Origin of the sequence: Dactylosporangium sp. NPDC049525, assembly GCF_040676755.1 — a bacterium.
In the GTDB taxonomy this organism is placed as follows: Bacteria; Actinomycetota; Actinomycetes; order Mycobacteriales; family Micromonosporaceae; genus Dactylosporangium.
In genome coordinates this window covers 1-26,219 of record NZ_JBFAPO010000060.1, presented here as the reverse complement: position 1 = coordinate 26,219, position 26,219 = coordinate 1, and the positions used below count along the sequence as shown (strand labels likewise).

Here is a 26,219-nt window from a genome sequence, read left to right as displayed (position 1 = left end):
AGTACCGCACAGCGGGAGGCGTCACGGCGACCGTACCCGCCGAACAATGGGTGGAGATCCGCTCGTCGACCGAGGTGCAGCGCTCCTCCCGCCGGGCCGATTCGTCGCTGTCGGCAACGACGGGAGGAGCACGTCATGGCGGTTCCCGCCCCCCTTGCACCACAGCAGCTGCTGGCGTTCCTGGTCGGGATCACCGTACTGCTGCTGAGTGCCCGGCTGCTCGGTGCGATCGCCGGGCAGTGCCGGATGCCATCCGTGGTCGGCGAACTCACCGCAGGCGTGCTCATCGGTCCGTCGGTGCTCGGCCACCTGGCGCCTGACCTCACGAGGCGGCTGCTGACTGGTTCGGCTGAACAAATCCACCTTGTCGACGCTGTAGGCCAGCTCGGCGTCCTGCTGCTGGTCGGCGTCACCGGCACGCACCTGGACCTCGGCATGCTCCGCCGCAAACAGGCCACGGCACTCAGCGTGAGCCTCGGTGGCCTGCTGATTCCCCTGGCCGCCGGCATCGCCCTCGGGTACGTGCTGCCCCTGCCCGACGTGCCGGGCGGGCCCGCCAACCGGATGGTGTTCGCACTGTTCCTTGGCGTCGCGATGTGTGTGTCGGCGATCCCGGTCATCGCCAAGACGTTGACCGACATGCGACTGCTGCACCGCAACATCGGGCAGCTCACGCTCGCCGCGGCGTTCATCGACGACGCCCTCGGCTGGCTGATGCTGTCAGTCGTCGCAGCCGCAGCGACGATCGGGGTCAGCGCCGGCACGGTGACGCTGTCGGTGCTGTACCTCATCGGCTTTCTCGCCTTCGCGGCCACCGTCGGCCGGCTGTTGGTGCGCAAGGTGATGGCGGTCGCCGCTGGGCGCCCCAGCGACGCCTCAGCGGTCGCGACGGCGGTCATCGTCATCATGCTCGGCGCGGTGGCCACACAATCGCTGGGCATGGAGCCGGTGTTCGGCGCTTTCGTCGCCGGCATCCTGGTCGCCAGTTCCCGGGCCGCACAGCCGAAACTGGCCGGGCTTCGCACAGTTGTCTTCGCGGTGCTCGCCCCATTGTTCATGGCGACCGCCGGGCTGCGTATGGACCTTACGGCGCTGGCCCGCCCGCAGGTGGTACTGACCGCGGCTGTGGTCCTCCTGGTCGCGGTGGTGGGAAAGTTCTCCGGCGCGTACCTCGGCGCGCGACTGCGACGGCTGAGCCGTTGGGAAGCCCTTGCCCTCGGCGCGGGAATGAATGCCCGCGGGGTCATCGAGGTGATCGTGGCCCTGACTGGGCTGCGCCTCAAGGTGCTCGACGTCGCCGGATACACAGTGATCGTATTGGTGGCGATCGCCACCTCGATGATCACGCCGCCATTGCTACGCCTGGCTATGCGGCGCATCGCCGACACTGACGAGGAACGGCTCCGGGAGATCGACCATGACACATGGCACGGCCTGACGCCGGGACGGTTGAAGCAGTCCACTGTGGATCGCGATGACCAGCCGCGTCCGTGAATCCCTCCGCTGACACCGGTCGCCCGGCTGACAGACGCGCATCGCGAGGCGACCGCCTGGCGGACGCGGGGCAACCAGCGCCGACGCAGCCGCACCCGGGCACAGACGGAGACGACACCGTCGCCGAAGGGCCGCAGGCTTGATGCGTTGACCCGACCCGCTCCACCCGTTGACCGGAGGTTGCACCGTGACCGAACAAGACGTGATCGCCGACCTCGTCGCCGACGCCGAGGACGTCGACCGTATGCTCGCCGGCCTGACCGACTCGCAGTGGACGCTGCCAACACCCGCCGAGGGCTGGACCGTTGCCCATCAGGCCGGCCATCTCGCGTTCGTTTTTCGCATCGCCGGCCTGGCCGCAAGCAGCCCGGAGGCGTTCAACGCACTGACCCAGCGCATCGGTAGCGGCTTCGGTGCCTTCGACCGGGCCGTCAACGCCGCACTGGAGGAATACCTCGCCCTGCCGCGCGAAGCACTGCTCACCCGATGGCGGGCCGAACGCGACGCCGGCGTTGCAGCGCTTGCCGCAGTTCCCGACGCGACGCTTGTGCCGTGGCTCGTCCGACCGATCCCGCCCGCCGTGTTGTGCGCGGCTGGCATGACCGAGCTGTTCGCCCACGGTCAGGACATCGCCGACGCACTCGGCGTCGAACGGCAACGCACCGACCGCATCAAGCGGATCGTTGGGTTCGTCGTGCACACGTGGGAGTTCGGATACCAGGCCAACAACCTCACGCCGCCGGCTGAACAGTTCCGCTTCGAGGTCATAGCGCCGTCGGGTGCAGTGTGGAAGTACGGCCCGGCCGATGCCACCCAGGCGGTCATCGGCTCCGCCGTCGACCTGTGTCTGCTCGCGACCCGGCGCCGCCATCACAGCGACCTCGGTCTGGTTGGTTTCGGCGCCGACGCAAGTACGTGGCTCGAGCTAGCACAGGCTTATCGTGGCCCGGCCGGCAAAGGCCGAGCACCCGGTCAGTTTGCCACGTCCAAGCTGCCCGCCTGACGGCCCCACTGCCCTCACCCGGCGGTATCCACGGGCCGCGCCGTCCTGGAATGTCGACCCGGCCGGGTGGTGCCAGTCAACTGCGGTGACAGCACGAATGGAGATGGCGGATCGCCGGCCGGCACGACGTGCCGGCCGGCGACCTCGCACCCGTGCGAGGCAGTTCCGCCGCTGCCCCGCAACGCGCCGGCCGAATGACCACCGCGACGGACGAGGAGGGCTCGTGTCTAATGCGATGCGCATATCGGAACTCAGTGCCCAGAGCGGTGTTCCGGTCCCGACGATCAAGTTCTACGTTCGGGAGCAGCTGCTGCCGCCGGGCACACTCAAGGCGTCCAACCAGGCGGTCTACAGCACCGCACATCTGGTCCGGCTCCGGCTGATCCGGGTCCTGACCGGCATAGGTCATCTCAGCATCGCCGCGGTGCGAGAGGTGCTACAGGCAATGGACGACCCGGGCGTTCCGACGATCGAGATCTACCGAATCTTCGGTCGCGCTCGCGGTGCGAAGCCGTCCACGATCGAACAGCCGGCGCCCGCCGCTGCGCGTGCCCGGGTCGACGCCCTGCTGGAGCGTTGCGGCTGGCAAGTTGAAGCAGCTGGCCCGCAACGGGAGTTACTCGCCCACGCTGTTGCGTTACTGGACGGCGCCGACCTGGACGCGTTGGCCGGCACGGCCGAACAGTTCGTCGCCGGACTGCTCGAGCTCCTTTCCGCCGGCACTGTCCAGTCGGCGGCCCAGCCGGTCAGCCAGGCAACCATGATGGCACGCCTGGTGACCGCCGACGCGGCGTTCGATGTCTTGCGACGCCTCGCCGTGGAACACCGACTCATGATCAGCGCGTCAAAGGCCGGCTCCGCAGTTCTGTAGCAGATACCCGGCGGGTCGCGCGGCGTCACTCTCGGCGGGTCTCGGGCGGGGCCGGACGCTCCAGCGCATCAGCGATCACATGTAGGCTCAGGACCGTCGACGGGCGTGCCAGTTGAGCATGGCTGACCACAGGAGGCGCGATGCGTTGGACCGTCGGTAGCGCTCACACGCTGTATCAGGACCAGTGGGTCCACCTGCAGACTGCCACCGTCGATGTGCCCGATGGGCCGCGGTTCGATCATCGGATCGTCCGCACCGCCAACGGCGCCTATGCGCTCGTCGTTCACGACGGCCGGGTGCTGCTGTTGTGGCGGCACCGCTTCATCTGCGACACGTGGGGCTGGGAAGTGCCCGGCGGTGCGATCGAGCGCGGCGAGCGATCAGACCGGGCGGCCGCACGTGAGCTGCTCGAAGAGACCGGCTGGCGGCCGGCGGGGGCACTCGAGCCGCTGGTCGACTTCTTTCCGATGGGTGGCCTGATCAGTGCGCACCATCATGTCTTCGTCGGGCACGGGGCGGTTCACGTTGGTGCGCCCACCGACCGGTTCGAGTCCGAGCGAGTCGTCTGGGTCCCGCTCGCCGATGTGCGCCGCATCATCGGTGCCGGCGAGATCGTTGACGGCACTACGCTGCTGGCGTTGCTGGCACTGCTCGAACGCGTCGGGTGATGCCGTGCGTGGTCGCCCGGCGCCGTGAACGCGGCGTGCTGCACGCACCGGATCTTTGCGGCACGGCTCGATCCGGCGAACGGGTCGTGGGCGGCCGCCCCCGAATGATCGGAGGCGGCCGGTCGATCGGGTCAACTCGGGTCAGTCGCGCACGCGGTCGATGATCAGGCGCACAGCTCCGCTTTCAGTGGTGCGAACGTCGGTGGCGGGCCGCCAGCCGGACGAGGGCAGGCCGCCGTCGAACAGGGTCGCGCCACCGCCAACGATCTCCGGGCACAGCAGGATGCTGAGCCGGTCCAGCTCGTCTGCGGCAAGCAGGCTGCGGATCACGCTGCTGCTTGCCAGAACGACGATGTCGCCACCGTCCTGCTGCCGGAGGTCCTTGACCACGGTGGCCGGGTCGGCGTTGACAATGGTCGTGTTCTGCCAGTCGGTGTCGGTGACGGTACTGGAGAAGACGACCTTGTCCGCGGTGTTGAGCCAGCGGCTGAAGGCGCGGTCGCGCGGGTCGGCGTCCTCGTTCTCGGCGACCCCCGGCCAGTACGAACCGAAGCCCTGGTAGTTCTTGCGGCCAAGCAACACGGTGGTGCTCGAGGCAGTGAGCTCGGCGAGATGTTCATGAGCGCCGTCAGTGATGGCATGGGGGACGATCCACCCCATGTCGTAGTCGCCACCGGGTCCGTTGGACCGTCCGTCGACTGACAGTGTGATGTTCCCGACGACGATGCGACCCTTGGACTTGCCAGTCCGCTTGGTCGCGGCAGCGGCTCGCGTCGTCTTGGTCGCCTTCGTGGCTTTGGCGGGCGCTGCTTTGGCAGCCTTCCCCGGGGCTGCCTTGGCAGCGGCCTTGGCCGGAGTTGCCTTGGCGGCCCTGGCCGGCGCTGCTTTGGCGGCGCTTGTGGCCTTGGCCGGAGTTGCCTTGGCAGGAGTGTCCCTGGCTGCGGGTGTCGCAGCCGCCGTGGGCATGGTCTCTGCTGCCTGCCTGGCGCGTGGCGTTGGGGGCATGAATACCTCCTGGTCAGCGGTCTCGGGGGCTCGGGCGAGCGGTCATTTGTGACGACCTGCGCGGTGCCGACGACGCTTGGCGCCGGAATTCGGCACAATTGAAGACGCAATTGCCTGGTGCCGATCCTAGGTTGTTGCGTGAGTGCAGTCGACGGCCCTGTGTGTCGTAGGGGACATTTCGTCATAGGCGGACCGCGTCGGATCGGTCCGCAGTTTCACTGATCGCGGTGCCGTGCTCATCATCGCATCCGCCGCGAGTCTCGTGCCGACTCCGGGATCGTCGGCGCGTCGTGTCCCGTGACTGCGGCGGCCCTGGACGACGTCGATGGCGGTCAGTGTCTGAACGCTGGCTTCGCGAGGTGGCGGCCTCCGGACCACGCTGGTCTCCATGCAATGAAGATGCCCGTCAGTCGGCTCCTGGCGCGTTGACCTGCAATCGGAGACAGTCAATGAGGGCAGCCACGTTCGAATGCCCTGCGGCACGGCCTAGAGCGGGAGCCCCCTCCGGCCCGGAGCTGGAGCCGCGACGCGCGGGCGTTCCGCAGCAGGACGCAGAGCGCACAGGGAGAGAAGACTCAGACTCCCCGCCGGCGGCAGGCTGAAGTCCGAAATGCATGGCCGAGTCGAATGTTCGTCATCCTTCTACCACGCTCGGTAACTGCGTCGAATCCGACCGGAACGCCGAGAAAACGGAGAAAGGATGATCGATTGTTGTGGTTCTGTGAGTCGCTGCCATGCGTCTCGCGAGCATATCCGGCAGCCGTCATGACCCGGGCAGATCGGACCGGACGGGGCCATGTGTCGTTGGTTCGGCGTGCCGATCCGGCCCCGCCCGCTGCGGAGTCCGCTGATTCGGTCAGTGGTCCACCGACGGCGCCGCAAGAGGAGGACATACACCGATGAAAGCGCTGGTGCTATCGGGCGGAACCGGCACCCGGATGCGTCCGCTCAGCTATTCCATTCCCAAGCAGCTGGTACCCGTCGGCGGTGAGCCGGTCCTGGCCCACGTCCTGGCCAGGATCCGAGACCTCGGGGTCCGCGACGTTGCGATCGTGGTAGGGGAGCACGGCAGGCAGATCCGCCAGGCCATCGGCGACGGGTCAGCGTGGCACATGCAGGTCACCTACTTCCAGCAGGACCGTCCACGCGGGCTCGGCCACGCTGTCCAGGTCGCACGCGGCTTTCTCGGCGACGACGACTTCGTGATGTATCTCGGTGACAACGTGCTCACCGGCGACCTCACCAGCATTGCCGCAGCGTTCCAGCGCACCGGCGCGGCCGCGCATCTGGTCGTACGCCAGGTCGTCGACCCCCGGCCGTTCGGTGTGGCTGACGTCGCTGCCGACGGGCGGGTCCGCGGACTGGTCGAGAAGCCGCTGGTGCCTGCCAGCGACCTCGCCGTCGTCGGCGTGTACTTCCTCACCCGAGCTGTGCACGAGGCGATTGAGGCGATCCCCTCGAGCAGCCGCGGAGAGCTTGAGCTCACCGACGCCCTGCAGTGGCTGGTCGACTCAGGCGCAGACGTGCGCGCCAGCGAACTGCAGGGCTACTGGCAGGACATCGGACACATCGCCGACCTGCTGGCATGCAACAGGTATCTGCTCGGACGTCAGCGCGGTCAGGCGTCGGGCTACGTCGACCCGAGCAGCACCGTCGATCCACAGGCGATTATCGCGGCAGGTGCGAAGGTGCTGCGTTCGCACGTGTACGGGGCGACGTTCATCGGTCCGAATACCGTGGTGGAGGACAGTACCATCGGGCCGTACACCACGATTGGCGCCGGCTGCCTGGTGCGTTCGGCCAGGATCGACGGCTCCATCGTCATGGACGATGTGAGGATCGTCGATCCAGGTCACCTCGACGGCGCGGTCATCGGCCGCCGTGCGTTTATCGGACGTGCCGATCAGGGCTCGGCCCATCGGCTGATTGTCGGCGCCGACGCACGCGTGGAAATCGCCTGACGTCAGCGTCAAATCAGCTCAACAGTGGCCTGCAAGCATCGCTTCGCGTCCGGCATGTATGAAGTTGTTCGGCCCTGGGAACGCTGGGAGGATGCCATCTAGAAACCTCTGAAAGGCAAATCGTGTCAACGTCGAGATGTCGTCAGGAGTGGGTTTCGCAATGACCGACAATGCATTCTGTGTCTCACAGGCCGGACTTGATGTCTGTGGGCTCATCCGAAGCGCAGTAGGGAGCTGACATACATGGGTAGCCATGTCGGAAAACGCGCCGTGGTGCTTGGCGGAAGCGTCACGGGAATGTTCGCCGTCAGCCCGCTCGCCGAAGCGTACGACGAAGTGGTGATCGTCGACCGCGACGAGCTCATCGGCGTCCGTGAGCCCCGGCGCGGCTCACCCCAGGCCCGCCACATCAACGGACTGCTGGCCCGCGGGGCGCGTGCCATGGAGGACCTGTTCCCGGAGATCACCGCGCAGATGGTCGCCGCCGGCTGCCCCCTGACGGACCTCGCCGGGACCGTTCGCTGGTACTTCAACGGCAAGCCACTGCGCCAGACTCGGGCCGGGCTAACGAATGTCGCCGCCCGGCGCCCGGTCATGGAACTCCACCTGCGAGAGCGGTTGGAGGCGATGGACAACGTCCGTTTCATGGAGCGGCACGACATCACGGGCCTGCTCACCACGCCGGACAGCACGCAGGTCCTGGGTGTGAAGCTACGACGGCAGGAGAAGGACAGCATCGAGGAGCATCTCGAGGCCGACCTCGTCGTCGACGCCTCCGGTCGCGGTTCGCGCTCCCCGCTGTGGCTGGAGCAGATGGGGTACGGTCGGGTCGCCGAAGAAGGCACGAAGATGGGTCTCGGCTATGCCACCCGGCACTACCGTCTGCGGTTCGACCCGTTTGGCAAGGACCACTCGATCATCTGTGTCGCGTCGCCGCAGTCGCCGCGTGGCGCCATCTTCACCAAGACCGACAGCGGCACCGTCGAACTCACTACGTACGGCATCCTCGGTGACCACCCGCCGATCGACCCGGAGGGGTTCAACAGCTTCGTCAAGTCCCTGGCAGCACCGGAGATTTACGAGGCGATCATCGACGCCGAACCGCTAAACGATCCGGTCCTCTTCCGGTTCCCGACGACCATGCGCCGACGGTTCGAGCTACTGCCGCGCCTCCCCGAGGGTCTGATCATCATGGGTGACGCGGTCTGCACCCCCAACCCGGTCTTCGCTCAAGCGCAGACATTGTCGGCGCTGCAGGCGTTGGCGTTGCGCGATCAGCTGCGCGCCGGAATGGCGCCGGACCCGAAGAAGTTCGCCGCCGCGGTGGGACGCATCATCGACCCGGCGTGGGAGATGACGGAGGGCATCAATCTCAGCTACCCGGGTGTCGAGGGTCGGCGCACCCCCATGCTGCTGATGATGCATCGCTACATGAGGGCGCTGCAGGCGGCCGCCACCCGTGACGCCAGTCTCACCGAGGTGTTCATGCGGACTGCCTCGCTCGTGGACCCGCCCACGGCGCTGATGCGTCCGAGCGTGATCTGGAAGGTGCTGCGCGACGCGCAGCAGCACGCGACCAAAACAGCCTGATTCGGCGCCGAGTTCATTCGTCCAGAGACCTGCAACCGCAGGCGTCGTCGTAGAGTCCGTGCCCGCAGGCGCAGTCACCAGCGTCCTGCGGGCTACCGGCGCACGCTGCGTCCGCAGCGATCCACGCCCACCCCGCAGGGTGTCCGCCATAGCGATCACGACGCTGAGTGCGGTGCCGGGCGCGTCTGCACCCCGAAGCGACCCGAGCGCCGTCCCGCGCAGCAGGCCGCCAGGAGGTCACGTCACTGCGGCAGCAGCCCACCGGTGCAGTGGCCGACATCGTCACCGGCCGGAAGCCGATGATCGACGTAGCAAAGCCAAACGGCCCGGCATCGCGGCGACAGGCCACGCCCGCCGACGTGGACTGGGCGGTGAAGGACACCCGCTCCCACGCCTCCGGCGCCCACCCGGATCCTGATGACCCTCATCGGAGTGTCCGTCGTCGACGCCGGCGCACGGTCCGTCGCGTCAGCTACCGGCCCGCGGTCCTACCAGGACGATCACCCTGTTCGGCGGCCTCGCCGAGGTCGACACGTGATCGACGCCCTTCAACCGGATCGGCGACGGCGGTGAAACCACTACCCGTGCTGCCCCGCAGCGCCGATCTCGCCGCCCGAAGCCCAACACATCTCGCACCATCTGTGCGATGTCGCCGGCGCCGTCAGGCCGGCACCGTCCGGTTCACCCGGCGCCGCCTGCGTCTGCGGCGAAAGGGCCAGCATTCCGCCGCCGCTTCCGCAGTCCTGTCCGCAGAGCACTCCGCATCGATCCGCGACATGGCCCGGCGACATCGATCGGCAACGTCGGCTGCGCCGGGGTCGCCGATCAGCTCCCAGCGCCTGAAGGGCGGCACGCGTGCAAGGCCGCTTGCCGTAGCCGGCCTTCGGGCGCCGGGTCCGTTGGCAATCATGCGCTGCCGTGGGACGCTGCGTGCGTGCCAGCGCGGCAGCGGAAAGGCCCGGGGACACACGTAAGGCCGCCGCCGTATCGTCCGGCGGCGGCCTTACGGTCCACCAACTCGAGGAATTAGCGCCCCGCCTCAGGACGCGACTGGAGCCGTCGGGGTGAACGCCACGGGCAGGCTGTGCAGCCGGTGCACGAGGAAGCTGGGCTTCCAGGTCAGATCCCGGTCCGGGACGGCCAGGGCGATGTCCGGCAACCGCCGCAGCAGCGTGGCGAAGAAGACCTCGCCCTCCAGCCGGGCCAATGGCGCACCGAGGCAGAAGTGGACTCCGTGGCTGAAGCTCAGGTGCCGGTCGTGCTGCCGACGAATGTCGAACAACTCCGGGTCCTGGAACTGCCCGGCATCATAGTTGGCGGCCGTCAGCGACACTGCGACGTGCTCGCCGGGCTGGATCTCAACGTCACCGATGGTCAGCTTCTCAGTGGCAAAGTGATACATCACGGTCATGACCGGCGCGTCGATACGCAGGATCTCCTCGATCGCGCCACCGAGCAGGCTCGGGTCGGCCCGCAACAGGTCGATCGCCTCCGGGTTGCGAAGCAGCGCCAGCGTGCCGTTGGAGATCATGTTGACGGCCGTCTCAACGGACCCGATCAGCATGAGGAAGATGTTGGAGCGCAGCTCGACGTCCGTCAGATTCTGGTTCTGTTCCTGCGACGCGAGCATGGCGGAGATCATGTCGTCACCGGGGCGAGCGCGGCGTTCGGCGATGACCGCGGTCAGGTACTCGTCGAACCAACGACTGGCTTTACCCATGCCGTCGTCGCCGACCGACACGGTCAACCCGGTAATCACGCCGCAGTGCGCCACGAACTCATCGCGGTCCTCCCGCTGAATGTCGAACCAGTCGCAGATCACGGCGTTCGGCAGCGGCAGGGCCAGCGACTCCAGCACGTCGGCCTGACCGAGCGGAGCGATCGCGTCGAACAGCCTGTCCGTGATCGCCTGAACCTGGGGACGCAGGCGCTCCATATGCCGCGGCGTGAACGCCTGCGACACCACCTGCTTCATCCGGGTGTGGTCCGGGCGGTCGTTGAACACCATGGAATGCGGGAAGAACCCGTCGTTGTAGATACCCTGCAGAAACGGGTTCAACTCAGGCGCCGCCGCGCTGCCGCGGCGAGCCAACCGGTGGTCTGCCAGCGCCTTGCGTCCTTCGCTGTAACCGGTGACGAGCCAGGCCGGCATGCCGTCCGGCAGGGTGACCCGGTGGATCGGCCGAGTCTTGCCGAGCCTGGACAACAGCACGCGTGGATCGTCGAAGTCGGCTGCCTCGAGGGCCACCACGCCGGTGTCTTGTGTCATTGCACATCCTTCGTACTCGATGACTCACTCGAATCCGTTGACGTCGGACTCGCCCGACGCACCCGCGCGTACGGCGCTGGCCTCGATTCTTCGAGGTCCAGGGCGTAACGGCGTCTTCCTGTGTGCGGCATGGCGGCCGACCCGTGATCCGTGCGCACGCCGAGAGATGCACGCGGTGACGCGGTCCATGAAGGTGAGGCAGACGCGTCGCTTCCTGCCCGCTGGCGTCGGACGTCGCCCTGCGCAGGCACACACTGATGGAGGCACCGATGAGCACATTCCGGCGGGATGAAGCGCTGAGCAACTACATCGTGCAGTCGTGCACACCGCCCGATCCGGTCGTGGCGAGTCTCGTCAAGGAAACCGCCGGCGTGGGCGAGCTCTTCGAAATGATGACGCCGGTCGAGCAGGCGGGGCTGCTGACGCTGCTGGCTCGGATCATGTCCGCGAAACTGGTCATCGACGTCGGGACCTTCACGGGCCTGTCGGCGCTGTCGTTCGCCCGGGGCCTGGCACCAGGAGGTCAGGTGATCACATGTGACGTCACAGAGGAGTGGCTCGACACCGCGATCGAGCACTGGAAGCGCGACGGCGTCGATGACCGGATCGTGTTCCGGCTCGGACCTGCCTGGAAGACCCTGGCGAGCCTGGCCGGCACCGGGCGGGCCGACATCATCTTCATCGACGCGGACAAGATGAGCTACCCACGCTACTACCAGGCGGCAGTGCCACTGTTGCGCTCCGGCGGCCTGCTCATCCTGGACAACGTCCTGCTCAAGGGCGCGGTGATGCACCCCGAAGAGGTGCACGACGAGATGCCCCGAATGGCTGCCCAGACGATGCGCAGCGTCAACGCGATGCTCGCTGCCGACCGCCGGCTCGACACGGTCATGCTGCCGATCGCCGACGGCGTCACCCTCGCACGGAAGAAGTGACACGCCTGTGTCCGTCACCAGCCGCCTCAGCACGGGGAGAACCCGATGACCGTTCCCGATCAGCAGCCGTCGACGCGACCGATGACCGGCGCGGAGTACACGCAGAGCCTCCGTGACGAGCGCGAGATCTACCTGTACGGCGAGCGTGTCAAAGACGTGACCGAGCACAGTGCCTTCCGCAACGCTATCGCCATGACGGCCCGGCTCTATGACGCCCTGCACGCCCCGAGCACCCGCGACATCCTGACGGCGCCCACGGACTGCGGCACAGCGGGATACACCCACAGGTTCTTCACCACCCCGCACACCGTCGAGGACATGATCGCGGACCAGCGGGCGATCGCGACCTGGGCCCGGATGACATACGGGTGGATGGGCCGCAGCCCCGACTACAAGGCATCGTTTCTGGGCACGCTCGGAGCCAACGCCGAGTTCTACGAGCCGTTCGCCGACAACGCCCGGCGCTGGTACCGGGAGTCGCAGCAGAAGGTGCTGTTCTGGAACCACGCGCTTGTGCACCCGCCCGTGGACCGCAGCCGTCCAGCCGACCAGGTGGGCGATGTCTTCGTGCATGTGGAGAAGGAGACCGACACCGGCCTGATCGTCAGCGGAGCGAAGATGGTGGCGACGGGCTCGGCGCTGACGCACTACAACTTCATCGCCCACTACGGCCTGCCGATCAAGCAGCGCGAGTTCGCGCTCATGGCCACCATCCCGATGAACGCCCCGGGCCTGAAGCTGATCTGCCGGCCGTCCTACTCGGCCGCGACGGCGTCCAGCAGCCCGTTCGACTACCCGCTGTCCACGAGGCTGGACGAGAACGACTGCATCCTTGTACTGGACAAGGTGCTCATCCCATGGGAAAACGTCTTCGTCTACGGCGACATCGGCAAGGTGCAGGTCTTCACCGGCGAGTCCGGTTTCATCGAACGGTCGACGTTTCACGGGTGCACACGCCTGGCGGTGAAGCTGGAGTTCATCGCCGGCCTGCTCGTGAAAGCCCTGGACATCACCGGCACCAGCTCGTTCCGTGGCGTGCAGACCCGGCTGGGGGAGGTCCTGGCCTGGCGCAACCTATTCTGGGGCCTGTCCGACGCGGCGGCGCGCAACCCGGTCGCCTGGCGCAACGGAGCGTTGCTGCCGAACCCTGACTACGGCCAGGCATACCGGTGGTTCATGCAGATCGGCTATCCCCGGATCAAGGAAATCGTGCTGCAAGACGTGGCGGGTGCCCTGATCTACGTCAACTCCAGCGCTGCCGACTTCGCGAACCCGACGATCCGCAAGTATCTCGACAAGTACGTACGGGGCTCGAATGGTACCGACGCGGTGGAGCGCGTCAAGGTGATGAAACTGCTGTGGGACGCGATCGGCACCGAATTCGGGGGCCGGCACGAGCTCTACGAGCGCAACTACGCCGGCAACCACGAAGGTACCCGCACCGAACTGCTGTTCGGTCAGGCGGCGAGCGGTCAGCTGGACGGCTATCGGGCCTTCGTCGACACGTGCCTCAACGAGTACAACCTCGAGGGGTGGACGGTCCCAGACCTGGCCCAGCACCAGGAATTTTGACCGCTGCGGCCGCTACAGCAACAGGGGGTGTCTCGACCGAGACACCCCCTGTTGCGCAGGTTCAGCCGTGCTACCCGGCACCGCCGACGCGCGCGCTGGTCAGCTCGACCAGGCGGCTGCCGACGTCGATGATCGGCACGGTGCATGCTTGTTCGGCGAACGGCAGGACCGCTGTGAAGTGCGTGCAGGCAAAGACGATCCCGTCAACGCCGAGCTGCTCCGCTAGTCGGAGCGTTTGCGGCATCGACGAATCCGTGAAGGCACGCTCGGGATCCCGCGACTCGATCATCCGGACTAGTGCCGGGTCGGCGACGCCGACGACCCGCCGGTTCCGGCGGTCACTCATGAGCGTCCGTTCAAATCCGACGATGGCCTGCCCGTTGCCGGCGACGACCATGACGTTGTCCAGGTCGGCCGCCGCTGTGCGGTAGATGTCCAACGGCGACAGGACGTCGACGACGGACATCCACCCGACCGTGCTGAGATCGACGACCGCGGACAGGGAGTTGCAGAACAGCATGACAGTCGACGTGCCGTCGGCCGCCACCACGTCGAGCTGGTCACGGAACGCGCTGTTGAGCCTGCCGGCGTCCAGGTACTGCAGGGCGTCCTGTTCATCGGGGGAGGAGGCCAGCGGGTACGGCTGGCTGGTCACTCCGACGGCCCGCAGGAGTCCGCAGCCGAGCTTCGCGTCGTATGGGGTCCCGGAAACGACTGCCACCGTCGCCGGCGTGTGAAGGGCGGCAGCCTCTCCGTATGCACTTCCAGGGCCGGGCGGTGGGTCATGGCGTGCGGCCGACTGAGTGGTCAACGGGCCGGGCCGTCCGTGTACGGCTTGCGTGCCGCGACGATGGCGTAGCCCATCGCTTTCGGGTCGCCGCCGAACATGTCCCGGTAACCCTGCTTGAGACCAGCGACGACCTCGGAGCCGAATGCCTCGGTCAGTTCGTCATGGATCTCGTTCGCTCGGTCGAGGTAGCGCAGGCCGAGACCGTAGACCCGTGGACCGCACTGGGTGTACTCCTCCACATTGAAGCCTACGGACTCCAAGGCGTCCACCCATCCGCTCGTGCTCAGCAGCTGGCTGGACTGGAACTGCTCCGGCATCTGCGCGATCGGTTCACCGTTCGGTCCGACGGCGCGGGTGCACTCCGAAAGGGCCAGTCGGCCGCCAGGACGCAGAACCCGGCGCAGCTCCCGCAGGACGCGGGGCAGGTCCGCCGCGTGCGTGAGCGATTCGATCGCCATGACGGCGTCGAAGGTGCCGTCGGCGAACGGCATCGAAGTGTAGTCGCCGTACTGGAACCGCACCTGACCGACCAGGCCGAGTTCGTGCGCCCGCCGCTCGGCAACCCCGGCTTCGACGCGGCTCACAGTGATGCCGGTGACGCGGGCGCCGGTTTCGCGGGCGACCATCACTGCCGGCGCCCCCACGCCGCATCCGGCGTCCAGCAGGTGCTCGCCGCGGCGCAGACCGAGACTCTCGACGACCTTGCGGGTCAACCGTTCACCCGCTGCCACGGCCGAGGTGTCGTCCTCGGGTCCGTACCAGTAGGCCAGGTGTTCCTGCCCGTCGTTGAAGAGTTCAGCGATGCTCGTCATGCCGTCGTACAGTTCACCGATTTGCTGTGCCGTCGCTTGATCGTTCATGACGTCCTCGCCCTCATGATGTCAGCGTGGTGTGTGGGTATTCCACGCTGATATTTCATGGGCTTCGGCACGGAGGCATCTTGCGGAATGCGGGTATTGCATCGGCGCTGACCGCAATGCGGAAGATGCCGCGGTCGTATTGCGCAGGCGACACTGTTATCGGGCTCAAAACATGCAGGTGCCGGAAATGCTGTTCCCCTGAGCCCCATGGACGCCGCCGGGGCTACGAGGCATGCCCCTCGTGGTCTCGGCAGGCAGATGCCTGTGCGACACCGGTCGGTACCGCACAGGCATCGGTGGTGCTGCTGCTCAGCTGGAGAACATCTGGGTGGCGTTGATGAAGCTGCCGGAGATGCTCTTGGACCGGTCGGAAGCCAGGAACACGGCGAGGTTCGCGATGTCGGCCAGCGAGGGAGACTTCTTGGTCATCCGAAGGCTGTCGAGGTGCGCGAGAATGCCGTTCAGCGCGTCTGCGTCGAGCTGCATCTGGCTGTTCACGGAGTTGATCGCCTCGAGCGTCATGGTCTCGGGGATACCTGCGCCCCAGATGCCCACCACTCGAACACCGGTGCTGCCGATCTCACTGGCCAGGTTGCGGATGTAGGTGTCGATCGCGGCGTCCGCGGGGCCCGTGCTGCCCATCATCGGGCTGCCGTGGGCCGAACCGCTGTTGAACGCCAGGATCACACCGGAGCCCTGCTGGCTCATGTGCCGCGCGGCGGCCTTGGTGGTGATGAAGGTCGACGTGATGCCGACGTTGATCGCCCGGGTGAAGTCGGCCGTTGTCATGTGCGCCAGTGGCACGCCCTGCACGTCGCCCCGCTTGATCAGGTTGAGCGAAATGTCGATGCCGCCGTCTGCGGCAACTGTCGCGGCGTGCTCGTCGACGGCGTCCTCGTCGAGGGCGTCGACGACGGCCGTCTCGGCGCGCCCGCCTTGCTCGGCGATCTCCTTGGCCAGTTTGTCGAGCTTGTCCTGGGTACGGCCGGTCAAGAAGACACGGGCGCCCTCGCTGGCGAACGCCTTCGCGATGCCACTGCCGACCGCGCCGCCGGCGCCGTAGATGATGGCGTTCTTGTTGTCGAGAAGCATGAGTTTCCTCCGCGGTAAGGCCCGTGCGGGCCCCTCAGTGCGTGTGTCGGTCAACTGTTGAGACGACGGGCCACTGGAAAACTCATCGGTGGGTCATCCATTCGTGGTGCGCGGCCGCGAACCGAAGCACACGCAGGTACCCTGCCACTACAGAAAGTGGCAGGGTACCTGCGTGTGACTGATCAGGGCGTGGTTTGCAGCGCGCGGTCCGCCGCCTTCGCGTAATATTCGCCGATCGCGAAGAAGGCCTCCTTAGGCTCCCAACGGTACGCCGAGGCCCAGTCGTTGAAATCCGTGCGGATCGTCTTAGTCAACGCCCAGCTGGCGATGTCGAGGTCATATCGGGCATCTTCGGAGTGCGGGTGCGTCGGGTGGATGAACTCGGCGATGCCGACGCTGTGGATTCCGAGGTCCTCGAACATGGCAAGCATCCGGCGGTGGAAGTCCGCCTGTGCCTGCTCGTTGCGGACGTATCCGTCGAAGATGACCGCCGGCTGGCGGGTCCGGTCGGCCACGTCGAAGGCCATCAGACCCCGGTCGGCGGCACCCACGTACGCCGGGCTGCCGTATTCGGAAATGACGACCGGTTTACCCCAGCGGTGATACGCGCTGAGTTCCTTGGCGTAACCCGCGAGGTTTTCGTGCACGGAGTAGTAGTAGGTAAGGCCGACGTAGTCGACAATGCTCCAGTTCACGTCCTCGAATGGACCGGCCGAATAGATGAGACCGCCACCGAAATTCTGGCGCGCGACGTCGGCCGCACGTTTGAGGAAGATATTGAGTCGCTTTCGTGCCTCGATCGGGTCATGCGAACCGGTCGGGGAGAAGAAATGATGGTCACCCTGACCCGCGTAAAGATTGCCCATGCGCACGTGGTACTGATCGCCTGGCACGATCCCCGGCGTCTGCACGGTGTGTACGCAGCCGATGCTGTAGTGGATGTCGGCGCCCTGGCGGCGGAACGACTCGGCCAGCCGCGCACCCTCGGCCAGATGATCGAGGGTCTCCGTCTGCGGCCTGTCCACCAGCCGGGGCTGCAACCAGATGTGCAGCCCCAACTCGGCAGCCTCGGCCACGGTCTCGCGCATGCGGTCGAAGTCGGTGCCGAAGATGGTGATGGAGTTGCTGTGCATCCCCTCCTTGATGGCGCGGACCTCGTCCTTCATCCGGTCGGTGCTCCAGACCGCCCGCGAGATGGGACCTTGACCCGTCGCGAAGTTACAACCCGTGTCGTACGACACACCCCGATACACGAAACCGGGGTGGCGGGGCAGACGCCTGCGGTTCACGTCGTCGATGTCTGGCACTTCGTGTCCTTCCTCGTTCGCTGCTGCCGCGGGTCAGCGACCGTCGTCCTGGGCGGCCCGCTGCATTTCCACCGCCTGATAGAGCGCTGTGATGTTGGCGCCGCCGAACGTGTGCGCGCCCAACCGCTCGATGATCTCGAGGAACACCGTGTTGCGCGGGTGCACCGACTTGGCGAAGATCTGGAACAGCTGACCGTCGTGGTCCTGGTCAACCAGCACGTTGAGCGCCTGTAGCTGCTCACGGGTGTGTCGGGCCAACGTCAGCCGGTCGGCCAGCATCGTGTAGTACGTGGCCGGCGTGGACAGAAACCCCATCCCGGCGTCGCGCAGCGCGGCGACCGTTTCGACGATGTCGTCGGTCGCCAACGCGATGTGCTGGACTCCGGGGCCGCCGTGGGCCTTCAAGAACTGGTCGATCTGACCCGGATCCTTCGACGCGTCCGGCTCGATCAGCGTCAGGGTCACCGCACCGGAGCTACTCTGCACGGCTTTGGTCTGGATGGCCTGTCCGCCGACCGAGATACGCTCGGCGAACACCATCGAGAAGCCGAGGGCTTGCTCGTAGAACGCTACGGTCGGGTCGAGCTGACCGGCCTCCACACAAACCGCAAAGTGGTCGGTGGTGCACAGGCCCGGTACCGGCGGGTCGCTGACGTCGGCATGCACGCCGGTACTCCCGCCGTAGTCGACGAAGGTGTGCGTGACGTCGCCGACGCCCATGATGGTCGCAGTGCGCACGCCCGCCCGGGTCGTCGGCGCGGCCACTGGTGCGGCGCCGCGACCGACGGCCTCGTCGAAGGCGGACGTGGCGTCCCAGACCCGCAGCGCGATGTCGGCGACCCCGTCGCCGTGCTGGGCCAGGTACGCAGCGCCAGGATGGTCGTCAGCCAACGGCTGGGCAAGCACCAGACGGATCTGTCCACGGCCCAGCGTCACCGACCGCACCTGCGAGTGCAGCTGATCGGTCCACGGGCCGGCAACGACCTGCAGGCCAACGCACCGAGTGAACCAGTCGACGCTCGCCCTGACATCCTCGACGTAGAGCATGACGTGGTCGAGGCCCATGTTCGCAAAGACCCGGTCGCCCGGTGCGGCAATATTCGCCACGATGACGCCTCCAGCATTCGGTGGTAGTCCGGCGCGGCGCCGGGTCGGGGGTGTCCGTGCGCCGCGCCGGCGGAACGCCGCATTCTGCGGGTGCGCGAGGAGATGCCCGCCGTCGTCCCGCACTCAGCGTCGGGCTGTCTGCGACGGCATGCATCCTCTGGATTGCGCACGACACCGCACAGGCATCGGTGTTCGTCCCGCATTTCCAGAGATGCAGGTCGACGCGCCGGATTGCCAGGCTGCCCTCATGACCAAATTCGACAGAAAGACCTTCCTCATCACGGGAGGGGGCAGCGGCATGGGCCTCGCGACTGCGGCGACATTGCTCAGCGACGGCGCCAATGTGGTGCTCGCCGGCCGCAGCCAGACGCGACTGCAGACGGCAGCCAAGGAACTCGACGCCGGCGACCGCGTCCTGACCGTCCCGACCGACGTGGCGAACATCGCCGATCTGGACGCCCTGGTCTCCGCCATCGGACAGCGTTTCGAGCATCTCGACGGCGTGTTCGCCAATGCCGGTGTCGCGAACTTCGCCCGGGCCGCCCAGGTCACTGAGGACGACTTCGACGCACTCGTCGGTGTGAACTTCAAGGGCGTCTACTTCACCGTCAGCAAGGCACTGCCGCTCCTGGTCGACGGCGGGTCCGTGGTGCTCAACGGCTCCTGGCTCGCCCACCGTGGCATGGCGTTTACCTCGCTGTACGCGGCGACGAAGGCCGCGGTGGTGAACCTGGCCCGCACCCTCGCTGCCGACCTCGCCGACCGAGGGATCCGCGTCAACGCCATCAGCCCCGGCTTCGTCGTCACCGAAATGTTCGAGGCAATCAGCAACACCGAGGAGGCCCGCGAAGGATGCCGCAAGCAGGTCGTCCTGGGCAGGCTCGGGCAGCCGCGGGACGTCGCTGGTGCGGTCGCGTTCCTGTTGTCCGACCAGGCCTCGTACATCACCGGCCAGGAAATCGTGGTCGATGGTGGCCTGACGACCTCAATCCCAATGTGAGAACCGATGACACCGTTGCGAACATGCCGTATGTGCCAGGGGTCCGTGAGGCAGGTCCTCGACCTCGGACGTCAACCGTCAGCCAACGCCTTCCTCCCGCCGGCAGCCGTCGCCGATGAGGTCTACTTCCACCTCGCCGCGGGCGTGTGTGAGTCGTGCACGCTGCTCCAGCTGATGGACGAGACACCCCAGGGCCTTCGCTACCGCGACAGCTACCGCTACGAGGCGTCCGGCTCGAAGGGCGCGCAGGAGCATTTCGAGCGGGTCGCTGACCGTCTCCTCGCCACCGAGCTCACCGGCGCCGATCCCTTCATCGTCGAGATCGGCTGCAACGACGGAGTCATGCTGGACTCAATCGCCCGCGCCGGTGTGCGGCACCTCGGGATCGAGCCGGCGAAGGGGGTCGCGGACCTGGCTGAGGCCAGGGGCGTGACGATCATCAACGAGTTCTTCGGGCACAGTTCAGCGGTGGACATCCGCCAGTTGCACGGCGCCGCCGACGTCATCTACGGCGCCAACACCATCTGCAGCATCGCCGACATCACCGGACTGATGCGGGGCGTGGACACGTTGCTGTCGGCCGATGGGATCTTCGTGTTCGAGGAGCCGTACGCCGACACGGTGGTGCGTGGGCGGGCGTTTGACCAGATCTACGACGAACACGTCTTCTACTTCTCGGTACGTTCTGTAGAGGCGATGGCCGAGCGGTTCGGGTTCGAGCTCGTGGACGTGGAGCACGTCGCGCAACACGGCGGCGAGCTGCGCTACACACTCGCCCGCGCCGGCGTCCGCACACCGTCGGCCGCGGTGCTGAAGCAGTGGCATGCGGAGATGGAGGTGGATCTAACCGATCCCGCAACACTGCAGCAGTGGTCGGCCGCGGTGCATGACACCCGCGACAACCTCGTCGCGTTGCTGCGCAGCCTCCGCGCCGACGGCCGCCGCGTCGCCGGATACGGCGCACCGGCCAAAGCGACCACGGTCACGAACTTCTGCGGCATCGGGCCGGATCTGCTGCCGTTCGTGTGTGACTCCACACCCGGCAAACAGGGCCGGCTGATGCCCGGCTCGCACATTCCGATCGTGTCGCCGGGCGCCTTCCGGGACGACTATCCGGAGTTCGTGGTGCTGTTCGCGTGGAATCACGCAGACGAGATCATCGCCAAGGAACAGGCGTTCCGCGAGCTCGGCAACAAGTGGATCGTCTACGTTCCCGAGGTACGGATCATCTGATCACCCGTTTCAACGCAGACGGTCCGTCTGTCGTCACGGAGTCCATGACGACAGACGGACCATCAGCATGTGCGGCGCCCACAGCGTCGTCATCAGTCAGCTCGGGCAGTGGCGGTCAGGCCGGACACGTGATCGTCGGAAAGGACCGTCGGCAGTGCGAAGGCCGCGAAGAGCTTGGACTCGAACGCGGTGATCTCGGCGATCCTTCCGTCCTCCAGGCGCAGGACGTTGAGCACCTGGGCGCGGAACGTGTCATCACCGGGTGCCCGCAGATACTGCGCCACGGCGAGCTGGCAGTTGGCCCGGGTCGGCACGCACCGCCACTCGCCGACGTATGCAGGCGAGCGCGGGTCCAACGACAGGAGCATCCCGGAAATGAAGGCGTCGCGGCCGACGAACCACAGCGGGTGCGGCGGCATGGTGACCCGGACGTCCTCGGCGACCAGTTCCGTCATGGCTTCAGCGATTGCGTCGGCGTCGGACCACTCCATAGCCGTCATGTACCGCTGCAGCAGCCGGCGTTCCGCCGCGGTGGGGTCGTCGGTGGGCCGCCACTCGTCGCGGCGGGAGGGCAGGTGTTCCTTCAAGGTCAGGCGTGCCCGCTGCAGGGCGCTGTTGACCGAGGGCACGGTCGAGTCCAGCACCGAGGCCACGTCACCGGACGGATACCCGAGCACATCCCGCAAGATCAGCACTGCTCGTTGCTTGGGCGGCAGGTGCTGGATCGCGACGAGGAAGGCCAGCTCGATGGTCTCCTTGGCGACCACCGCGGCGTCCGGCTCGACGGTGCTGGGCGCGGTCAGATTCAGCAGGCGGTCCGGATAGGGCTGCAGCCAGCTGAGATCCGTCGGGACGCGGTCGGCGTCGACTGAGCGCGTGCCCTCGTCGATCGATCGGATCTGCGGCCGGCGGGCATGCTGTGCCAGGAAGTCCAGGCAGGCATTGGTGGCGATGCGGTAGAGCCAGCTCCGTACGCTCGAGCGCCCCTCGTAGGTGTCCCGCTTCCTCCACGCCCGGAGGAACGTCTCCTGCACCAGGTCTTCGGAATCGTCGAACGATCCCAGCATGCGATAGCAGTGCACCTGAAGCTCGTAGCGGTGGTTCTCCGCTAGCTGAGCAAACATCGTCTCGTCAAGGTTCAGCACAACACCACTCGTTCTCAGTGACGATGATGACGTTCACCAACAACCATATTTGTTGGACGTGTGTATCGGGCATCCTGTCTGCGTCACCGTAGCATGACGCGCCGGAGCCGGACCTGAACCCTCATTCCCGTCTGCAAATCTCATGATCAGGTGTCGGCCGTCGTGGTGATTTGATCTGATGGCGGTCTTCGCAGTCCTCCAGAAGTCACCTGTCGAACGACACTGCTATCGCGTGTTCGACATTCAGGACCGCCGTTGCCGGCGTCGACGACCGGACGCGCCGCCGGGACCTGCAACGGAACTATGGGCGACCCGCGCAATTGGCCTGCAAGGCAGTGACGCTCGCCGCGGGTCGGGCAGGCCGAGCCGCTCCCGCCCAGCGTTTGCACCGGTGTTGTCGAAGCCAGGCGCCTGGGCCCGCCGGAATGCGACTGAGGTTCGACCATCTTGGTCTGATGCCCGTCGGCTCGTTGACAATCGGTCCGCAAACAACGAGGCACCCGCCGCGTGCGCGGCGGGTGCCTCAATGCCGGGTTGCCCGTCAGGCTGTGACAGACGGGCTGTGCGGCGGCTGGGGCGGGGGGATCGCCGAGGCCGCCTCCGCAGGCTCGGTCATCGGGGGCGCCGACGAGCCGGTCGGCGGCACGTGGCGCAGTCCGAAGTAGGAGACGGCGGCCATCACGAGGTACAGGGCGATCGCGCAGAAGGCCACGACGTGCAGGCCGTTGGTAAACGATTCCTTGGCCGAGCGGAGCAGGTCGGTCCCCGCCGCTCCTGGCACCTCGCCGGCCGCGTAGACGGCGCCGGCGATGCCGCTGCGAGCGGCGTCGGCCTGGGCTGCATCGACACCGTCCGGAACCGTGAGATCCGTCCGGTAGACCGTTGACGCGACGACGCCCAGGATGGCCACGCCCAGCGCCGCGCCGAGTTCACCGGCGGTTGACGAAACGGCGCCTGCCGAGCCGGCCTTTTCCGGCGGGGCGGACGACATGACCAGGAAGCTGTTCATCATGCCGACCGGGCTGCCGCCGACGTAGACGAGCACCAGCCCGCCGATCAGCGCCCACATGCCTCCGGCCACGTCAACGCTGCTCAGGATCAGCAGGCCGATGATGGCAACCGCGGAGCCGGTGACCAGGATGTAGGCCGGACGGATCTTCTGGGCCATCGCAAGAGCGACGTTGCCCAGCACGACCATCGCAATCGACGGGATGATCAGCCAGAGCGCGACCTTGAACGGGGAGATGTCCCGGACCAACTGCATGAACAGCGAGGCTGTCAGGCCGACACCGCCCATGACGATGGCGATGAGCAGACCGAGGCTCACGCCGGAGCTCAGCGAGCGGATGCGGAACAGGCTCAGGTCGAGCAGCGGGCGGGCGGCGGTGCGCTGGCGCCAGATGAACGCGGCGCCGAGGACGAGACCGGCGATGATCGTCAGGATCGCCACGCCGTTCCACCCGTTACGGCCGGCCTCCTTCACGCCGTAGATGAACAGCGTGATTCCGGCCAGTGACAGCAGGACGCTGAACAGGTCCAGTCGCCCGCCGTTCGGGTTGCGGAACTCCGGAAGCAAGGACGGACCGAGGAGCAGCAACAGGGCCATCACCGGCACAGCGATGAGGAAGACCGAACCCCACCAGAACGAGCCGAGCAGGAGCCCGCCGATGATCGGCCCGCCGATGAGCCCGAGCATCACCGAAGAACCCCATGCGCCCATTGCGGCGCCCATCTCCTTCGGGTTCGGGAACATCACCGCGATCAGTGCGAGTACCGACGGCATGATCGTGGCACCGGCGATGCCGATCAATGCCCGGGAAAGGATCAGGATCTCGGTGGACGGCGCGAAGGCTGCCAGCACTGACGCGACGATGAACAGCGCGGCGCCACCGAGCAGAACCTTCCGACGGCCGATCCGGTCGCCGAGGTTGCCCATCGTGATCAGGAAGCCGGCAATAAAGAAGCCGTAGACGTCGGCGATCCACAACTGCTCAGTGCTGCTGGCACCCAGATCCTCGGCGATACGGGGGAGGGCCAGGATCGTGATGTTGATGTCGACGGTCGCCAGCATCGTGGGCAGGCACAGCACCACCAGCCCAAGCCATTGCCGCCCGGTAGCCTTCGGGGGCGCGTCCGGTGTGGTCATTGTCGTCCTCGTCTCCTCGTTCTGTGTGGTCGCCTCGTCGCACGCGGCCTGGTATTGAGACGACGGCGACGCCGAAAACTCATCACACCCACGCGCTGCGCATCTCGCCGTCGGGTTCCCCGCCCGGTCAGGCGGGTGGGTCGATGCCCTGGACGCGAGCGTGGCAACGGACTCCCGTGCTCGCACCTTCTGCGCTGCCCTGTGCCGCAATACGCGCCGGTCGGTCGACGCACTGCGCGCTCGTGGACGCTGCTCAAGAGCACCCAGTGAGGTGCATGCCACTCGATCGGCGGGCCACGATGCACAGGATCGCCGGATGTCGGACCTCTCCATGACCCGCGCTCGGCCGCGCTGCGGCGTGGGCCCACCGGCGTCGACATACCCGCTACCAGGGGTCCTCGCCCCGGAGGGAGATTCGATGCGCGTCTTGTTCACCATCTACCCGAATTCACTTGCCCACCTCTACGGGGCTGTCCCGCTGGCCTGGGCCCTGCAGAGTGCGGGCCACGAGGTGCGGATCGCCGCACATCACAGCTCGGCCGAGCAGATCATGACCACTGGGCTGTGCCCGGTCGCCCTGGGCGATCCCGACGGACCGCCGATCCGGCTCACCGACGACGGCGACCCGCCGCGGGATTCGTTCGAGGTCGAGCACTACGCGCGGGTGATGGGGCTTACCGGCAAGGAGCGCGAGCGGTGGATCACCTTCTACCAGTACCTCACCGTGCCGCTGTCGGACTACGTGCGCGTCGACCGTCAGGAAGCCTCCGACCTCGTCGACTTCGCCCGCTCCTGGCGTCCGGACCTGGTCCTGTGGGATGTCACCACGCCCTACGCCGCAGTCGCGGCCCGGGCCTGTGGTGCTGCGCACGCGCGGCTGGCCAACGGTGAGGACGTCCTGTCGTTCTCACTGCTCAAGCTGGCCGAGTACACCAAGGAGCTCGAGGCGGCCGGACTGGACCCCGACCCGTTGGCCACCATGGTGCGCCCGCTCGCGGAGCGCTACGGCATGGAGGTCGACGACGAAATGCGCTATGGCCAGTGGACTGTCAACGCGATGCCGGAGGGCCTGAGCCTGCCGAGCCCGCTGACGCGCGTCCACATGCGCCACATCCCGTACGCCGGTGCGGAGGTCTTCCCGACGTGGCTCTACGAAAAGCCGGAGCGGCCGCGTGTGGCCATGTCGTTGGGCGAGTCCACGCGACGGTTCATCGTTGGTGACTGGGACCGCACCCCAACGATCATGAGGGCGCTCGACGGGTTGGATGTCGAGGTCATCGCGACGCTGAACGACGTCCAGCTCGACGGGGTCGAGAAGGTTCCCGACAACGTGCGGACCATCGACTGGGTGAACCTGACGCACCTGATGCCGACCTGTTCGGCGCTGATCCATCATGGTGGCATCGGCACCTTCTCCGCGGCCGCGATGGCCGGCGTGCCGCAGTTGGTGTGTGACATCGCCGACGAGTCGCTGCTGCTCAAGCTCGTCGAGCAGGAGCCGGGCACGCTCACCCCGGGCAGCTACCACCAGGGCATCGAGCTGGGCGTTCGGGAGGAGACCGTCTCGGCGCCAGCCGTGCAGTGGGAGCTGCCGGCCAAGAAGCTCGAGGCCGGCCCCGTCTCCGACTACGTCATCTCCAAGCACGCCGGCGCGCGGCTGGACCACCGGGCGTTGTCCGTTGACGAGATGCGCGAACTGATCTGGCGGGTCGCGACCGAGGACTCCTACCGGCAGGGAGCGGCGACCGTGTACGAGCAGTGGCGGGCCACACCCAGCCCGAGCGACATCGTGCCGGTGTTGGAGCGCATGACCGCCGACTACCGTCGCGGCGGCAACCTGGCTCTTCGCGGCGCACGGTCCCTGGCGGCGTCGCTGGACCGCCACCGCAAGGAGATCGACGATGTGCTGTCCGTGCTGAACAGCCGGTAGCGTTCGGGTCGGCGTCGGTGACCGCCTCGGTGAGGTAGGCGCCGGCGCCGATTGCTGCGTCGGCCAGCCCCCAGCCCGCCGCGGCGCGGTCACGAAACAGGACGCGTCCGGGGCGGACGCGTCCTGTTGCTCATGCATCAGCGGCAGATGAGGTCCTTGACTCGTCCGGTGACGACGATGTTGCCGTCTGGGGTGAGGTGGACGAGGTCTCCGGTGCGGTACCAGCCGTCTGGTGTGTAGC

20 protein-coding genes are annotated in these 26,219 nt (G+C 67.0%); 11 read left to right on the top strand and 9 right to left on the bottom strand.

Features of this window, described 5'->3' with window-relative positions; genetic code table 11:
* Positions 1–135 precede the first annotated feature (135 nt).
* The 4 genes from AB0K00_RS47275 to AB0K00_RS47260 all read left to right on the top strand — a co-directional run bounded on the left by AB0K00_RS47275 (position 136) and on the right by AB0K00_RS47260 (position 4,036).
* On the top strand, positions 136–1,494 hold the full coding sequence (locus AB0K00_RS47275; protein ID WP_363536194.1) for a cation:proton antiporter: 1,359 nt from the start codon (positions 136–138) through the stop codon (positions 1,492–1,494).
* 187 nt (positions 1,495–1,681) lie between these two features.
* The gene (locus AB0K00_RS47270) at positions 1,682–2,497 is read left to right on the top strand and encodes a TIGR03084 family metal-binding protein (RefSeq protein ID WP_363536191.1); all 816 of its coding nucleotides are present in this window, start codon (positions 1,682–1,684) and stop codon (positions 2,495–2,497) included.
* A gap of 223 nt (positions 2,498–2,720) precedes the next feature.
* Positions 2,721–3,368 carry a MerR family transcriptional regulator gene (locus AB0K00_RS47265; protein ID WP_363536188.1) on the top strand — a complete coding sequence of 216 codons (648 nt, stop codon included), beginning with the start codon at positions 2,721–2,723 and terminating at the stop codon, positions 3,366–3,368.
* Between the two features lie 140 nt (positions 3,369–3,508).
* Positions 3,509–4,036 carry an NUDIX hydrolase gene (locus AB0K00_RS47260; protein WP_363536185.1) on the top strand — a complete coding sequence of 176 codons (528 nt, stop codon included), beginning with the start codon at positions 3,509–3,511 and terminating at the stop codon, positions 4,034–4,036.
* Between the two features lie 141 nt (positions 4,037–4,177).
* Here the strand turns inward: AB0K00_RS47260 and AB0K00_RS47255 are convergent, their stop codons facing one another.
* Positions 4,178–5,002, bottom strand: a complete 825-nt coding sequence (locus AB0K00_RS47255; protein WP_363536182.1) for a dihydrofolate reductase family protein — start codon at positions 5,000–5,002, stop codon at positions 4,178–4,180.
* 938 nt (positions 5,003–5,940) lie between these two features.
* Here AB0K00_RS47255 and AB0K00_RS47250 point away from each other — a divergent pair.
* Together AB0K00_RS47250 and AB0K00_RS47245 are read left to right on the top strand one after the other, a co-directional pair.
* Complete coding sequence (locus AB0K00_RS47250; RefSeq protein WP_363536179.1) at positions 5,941–7,002, top strand: glucose-1-phosphate thymidylyltransferase; 1,062 nt, start codon at positions 5,941–5,943, stop codon at positions 7,000–7,002.
* Between the two features lie 243 nt (positions 7,003–7,245).
* Positions 7,246–8,592 (top strand): FAD-binding monooxygenase, encoded by a 1,347-nt coding sequence (locus AB0K00_RS47245; RefSeq protein WP_363536176.1) that lies wholly within the window; start codon positions 7,246–7,248, stop codon positions 8,590–8,592.
* 1,039 nt (positions 8,593–9,631) lie between these two features.
* Here AB0K00_RS47245 and AB0K00_RS47240 read toward each other — a convergent pair.
* Positions 9,632–10,861 carry a cytochrome P450 gene (locus tag AB0K00_RS47240; protein ID WP_363536173.1) on the bottom strand — a complete coding sequence of 410 codons (1,230 nt, stop codon included), beginning with the start codon at positions 10,859–10,861 and terminating at the stop codon, positions 9,632–9,634.
* Positions 10,862–11,130: 269 nt separating this feature from the next.
* On the opposite strand from AB0K00_RS47240, the gene AB0K00_RS47235 reads away from it, so the two are divergent.
* Positions 11,131–11,796 (top strand): class I SAM-dependent methyltransferase, encoded by a 666-nt coding sequence (locus AB0K00_RS47235; RefSeq protein WP_363536170.1) that lies wholly within the window; start codon positions 11,131–11,133, stop codon positions 11,794–11,796.
* Positions 11,797–11,841: 45 nt separating this feature from the next.
* Complete coding sequence (locus AB0K00_RS47230) at positions 11,842–13,368, top strand: 4-hydroxyphenylacetate 3-hydroxylase N-terminal domain-containing protein (protein WP_363536167.1); 1,527 nt, start codon at positions 11,842–11,844, stop codon at positions 13,366–13,368.
* A gap of 70 nt (positions 13,369–13,438) precedes the next feature.
* Here AB0K00_RS47230 and AB0K00_RS47225 read toward each other — a convergent pair whose 3' ends face one another.
* The 5 genes from AB0K00_RS47225 to hppD form a co-directional block, all read right to left on the bottom strand.
* Positions 13,439–14,089 carry an aspartate/glutamate racemase family protein gene (locus AB0K00_RS47225; protein ID WP_363536165.1) on the bottom strand — a complete coding sequence of 217 codons (651 nt, stop codon included), beginning with the start codon at positions 14,087–14,089 and terminating at the stop codon, positions 13,439–13,441.
* Positions 14,090–14,175: 86 nt separating this feature from the next.
* Positions 14,176–15,018 carry a methyltransferase domain-containing protein gene (locus AB0K00_RS47220; RefSeq protein WP_363536162.1) on the bottom strand — a complete coding sequence of 281 codons (843 nt, stop codon included), beginning with the start codon at positions 15,016–15,018 and terminating at the stop codon, positions 14,176–14,178.
* A gap of 309 nt (positions 15,019–15,327) precedes the next feature.
* Positions 15,328–16,110, bottom strand: coding sequence for an SDR family oxidoreductase (locus tag AB0K00_RS47215; protein WP_363536159.1), 783 nt, complete (start codon positions 16,108–16,110; stop codon positions 15,328–15,330).
* 182 nt (positions 16,111–16,292) lie between these two features.
* Positions 16,293–17,417: an abortive infection protein gene (locus AB0K00_RS47210; RefSeq protein WP_363536156.1), complete on the bottom strand. Its 1,125-nt coding sequence runs from the start codon at positions 17,415–17,417 to the stop codon at positions 16,293–16,295.
* A gap of 33 nt (positions 17,418–17,450) precedes the next feature.
* Entirely contained in the window at positions 17,451–18,524 is a 1,074-nt protein-coding gene (hppD, locus tag AB0K00_RS47205; protein WP_363536153.1) for a 4-hydroxyphenylpyruvate dioxygenase, read from the bottom strand.
* Between the two features lie 211 nt (positions 18,525–18,735).
* Between hppD and AB0K00_RS47200 the strand changes: the two genes are divergently transcribed.
* Positions 18,736–19,524, top strand: a complete 789-nt coding sequence (locus tag AB0K00_RS47200; RefSeq protein WP_363536150.1) for a glucose 1-dehydrogenase — start codon at positions 18,736–18,738, stop codon at positions 19,522–19,524.
* A gap of 6 nt (positions 19,525–19,530) precedes the next feature.
* Positions 19,531–20,757, top strand: a complete 1,227-nt coding sequence (locus tag AB0K00_RS47195) for a class I SAM-dependent methyltransferase (protein ID WP_363536147.1) — start codon at positions 19,531–19,533, stop codon at positions 20,755–20,757.
* A gap of 92 nt (positions 20,758–20,849) precedes the next feature.
* On the opposite strand, the gene AB0K00_RS47190 is transcribed toward AB0K00_RS47195, so the two are convergent.
* Positions 20,850–21,902: a sigma-70 family RNA polymerase sigma factor gene (locus AB0K00_RS47190; protein WP_363536144.1), complete on the bottom strand. Its 1,053-nt coding sequence runs from the start codon at positions 21,900–21,902 to the stop codon at positions 20,850–20,852.
* A 541-nt stretch (positions 21,903–22,443) separates the two neighbouring features.
* Positions 22,444–24,048, bottom strand: coding sequence for an MFS transporter (locus tag AB0K00_RS47185; RefSeq protein ID WP_363536141.1), 1,605 nt, complete (start codon positions 24,046–24,048; stop codon positions 22,444–22,446).
* Between the two features lie 160 nt (positions 24,049–24,208).
* Here AB0K00_RS47185 and AB0K00_RS47180 point away from each other — a divergent pair, with 160 nt between their 5' ends.
* Positions 24,209–25,978: a nucleotide disphospho-sugar-binding domain-containing protein gene (locus AB0K00_RS47180; protein ID WP_363536138.1), complete on the top strand. Its 1,770-nt coding sequence runs from the start codon at positions 24,209–24,211 to the stop codon at positions 25,976–25,978.
* Positions 25,979–26,219 lie beyond the last annotated feature (241 nt).

Coding starts and splice junctions, on each gene's coding strand:
- AB0K00_RS47200 (WP_363536150.1), top strand. CDS start 18,736: ATGCAGGTCGACGCGCCGGATTGCCAGGCTGCCCTCATGACCAAATTC.
- AB0K00_RS47220 (WP_363536162.1), bottom strand. CDS start 15,018: ATGAACGATCAAGCGACGGCACAGCAAATCGGTGAACTGTACGACGGC.
- AB0K00_RS47240 (WP_363536173.1), bottom strand. CDS start 10,861: ATGACACAAGACACCGGCGTGGTGGCCCTCGAGGCAGCCGACTTCGAC.
- AB0K00_RS47260 (WP_363536185.1), top strand. CDS start 3,509: ATGCGTTGGACCGTCGGTAGCGCTCACACGCTGTATCAGGACCAGTGG.
- AB0K00_RS47215 (WP_363536159.1), bottom strand. CDS start 16,110: ATGCTTCTCGACAACAAGAACGCCATCATCTACGGCGCCGGCGGCGCG.
- AB0K00_RS47195 (WP_363536147.1), top strand. CDS start 19,531: ATGACACCGTTGCGAACATGCCGTATGTGCCAGGGGTCCGTGAGGCAG.
- AB0K00_RS47245 (WP_363536176.1), top strand. CDS start 7,246: ATGGGTAGCCATGTCGGAAAACGCGCCGTGGTGCTTGGCGGAAGCGTC.
- AB0K00_RS47275 (WP_363536194.1), top strand. CDS start 136: ATGGCGGTTCCCGCCCCCCTTGCACCACAGCAGCTGCTGGCGTTCCTG.
- AB0K00_RS47185 (WP_363536141.1), bottom strand. CDS start 24,048: ATGACCACACCGGACGCGCCCCCGAAGGCTACCGGGCGGCAATGGCTT.
- AB0K00_RS47235 (WP_363536170.1), top strand. CDS start 11,131: ATGAGCACATTCCGGCGGGATGAAGCGCTGAGCAACTACATCGTGCAG.
- AB0K00_RS47255 (WP_363536182.1), bottom strand. CDS start 5,002: ATGCCCACGGCGGCTGCGACACCCGCAGCCAGGGACACTCCTGCCAAG.
- AB0K00_RS47250 (WP_363536179.1), top strand. CDS start 5,941: ATGAAAGCGCTGGTGCTATCGGGCGGAACCGGCACCCGGATGCGTCCG.
- AB0K00_RS47230 (WP_363536167.1), top strand. CDS start 11,842: ATGACCGTTCCCGATCAGCAGCCGTCGACGCGACCGATGACCGGCGCG.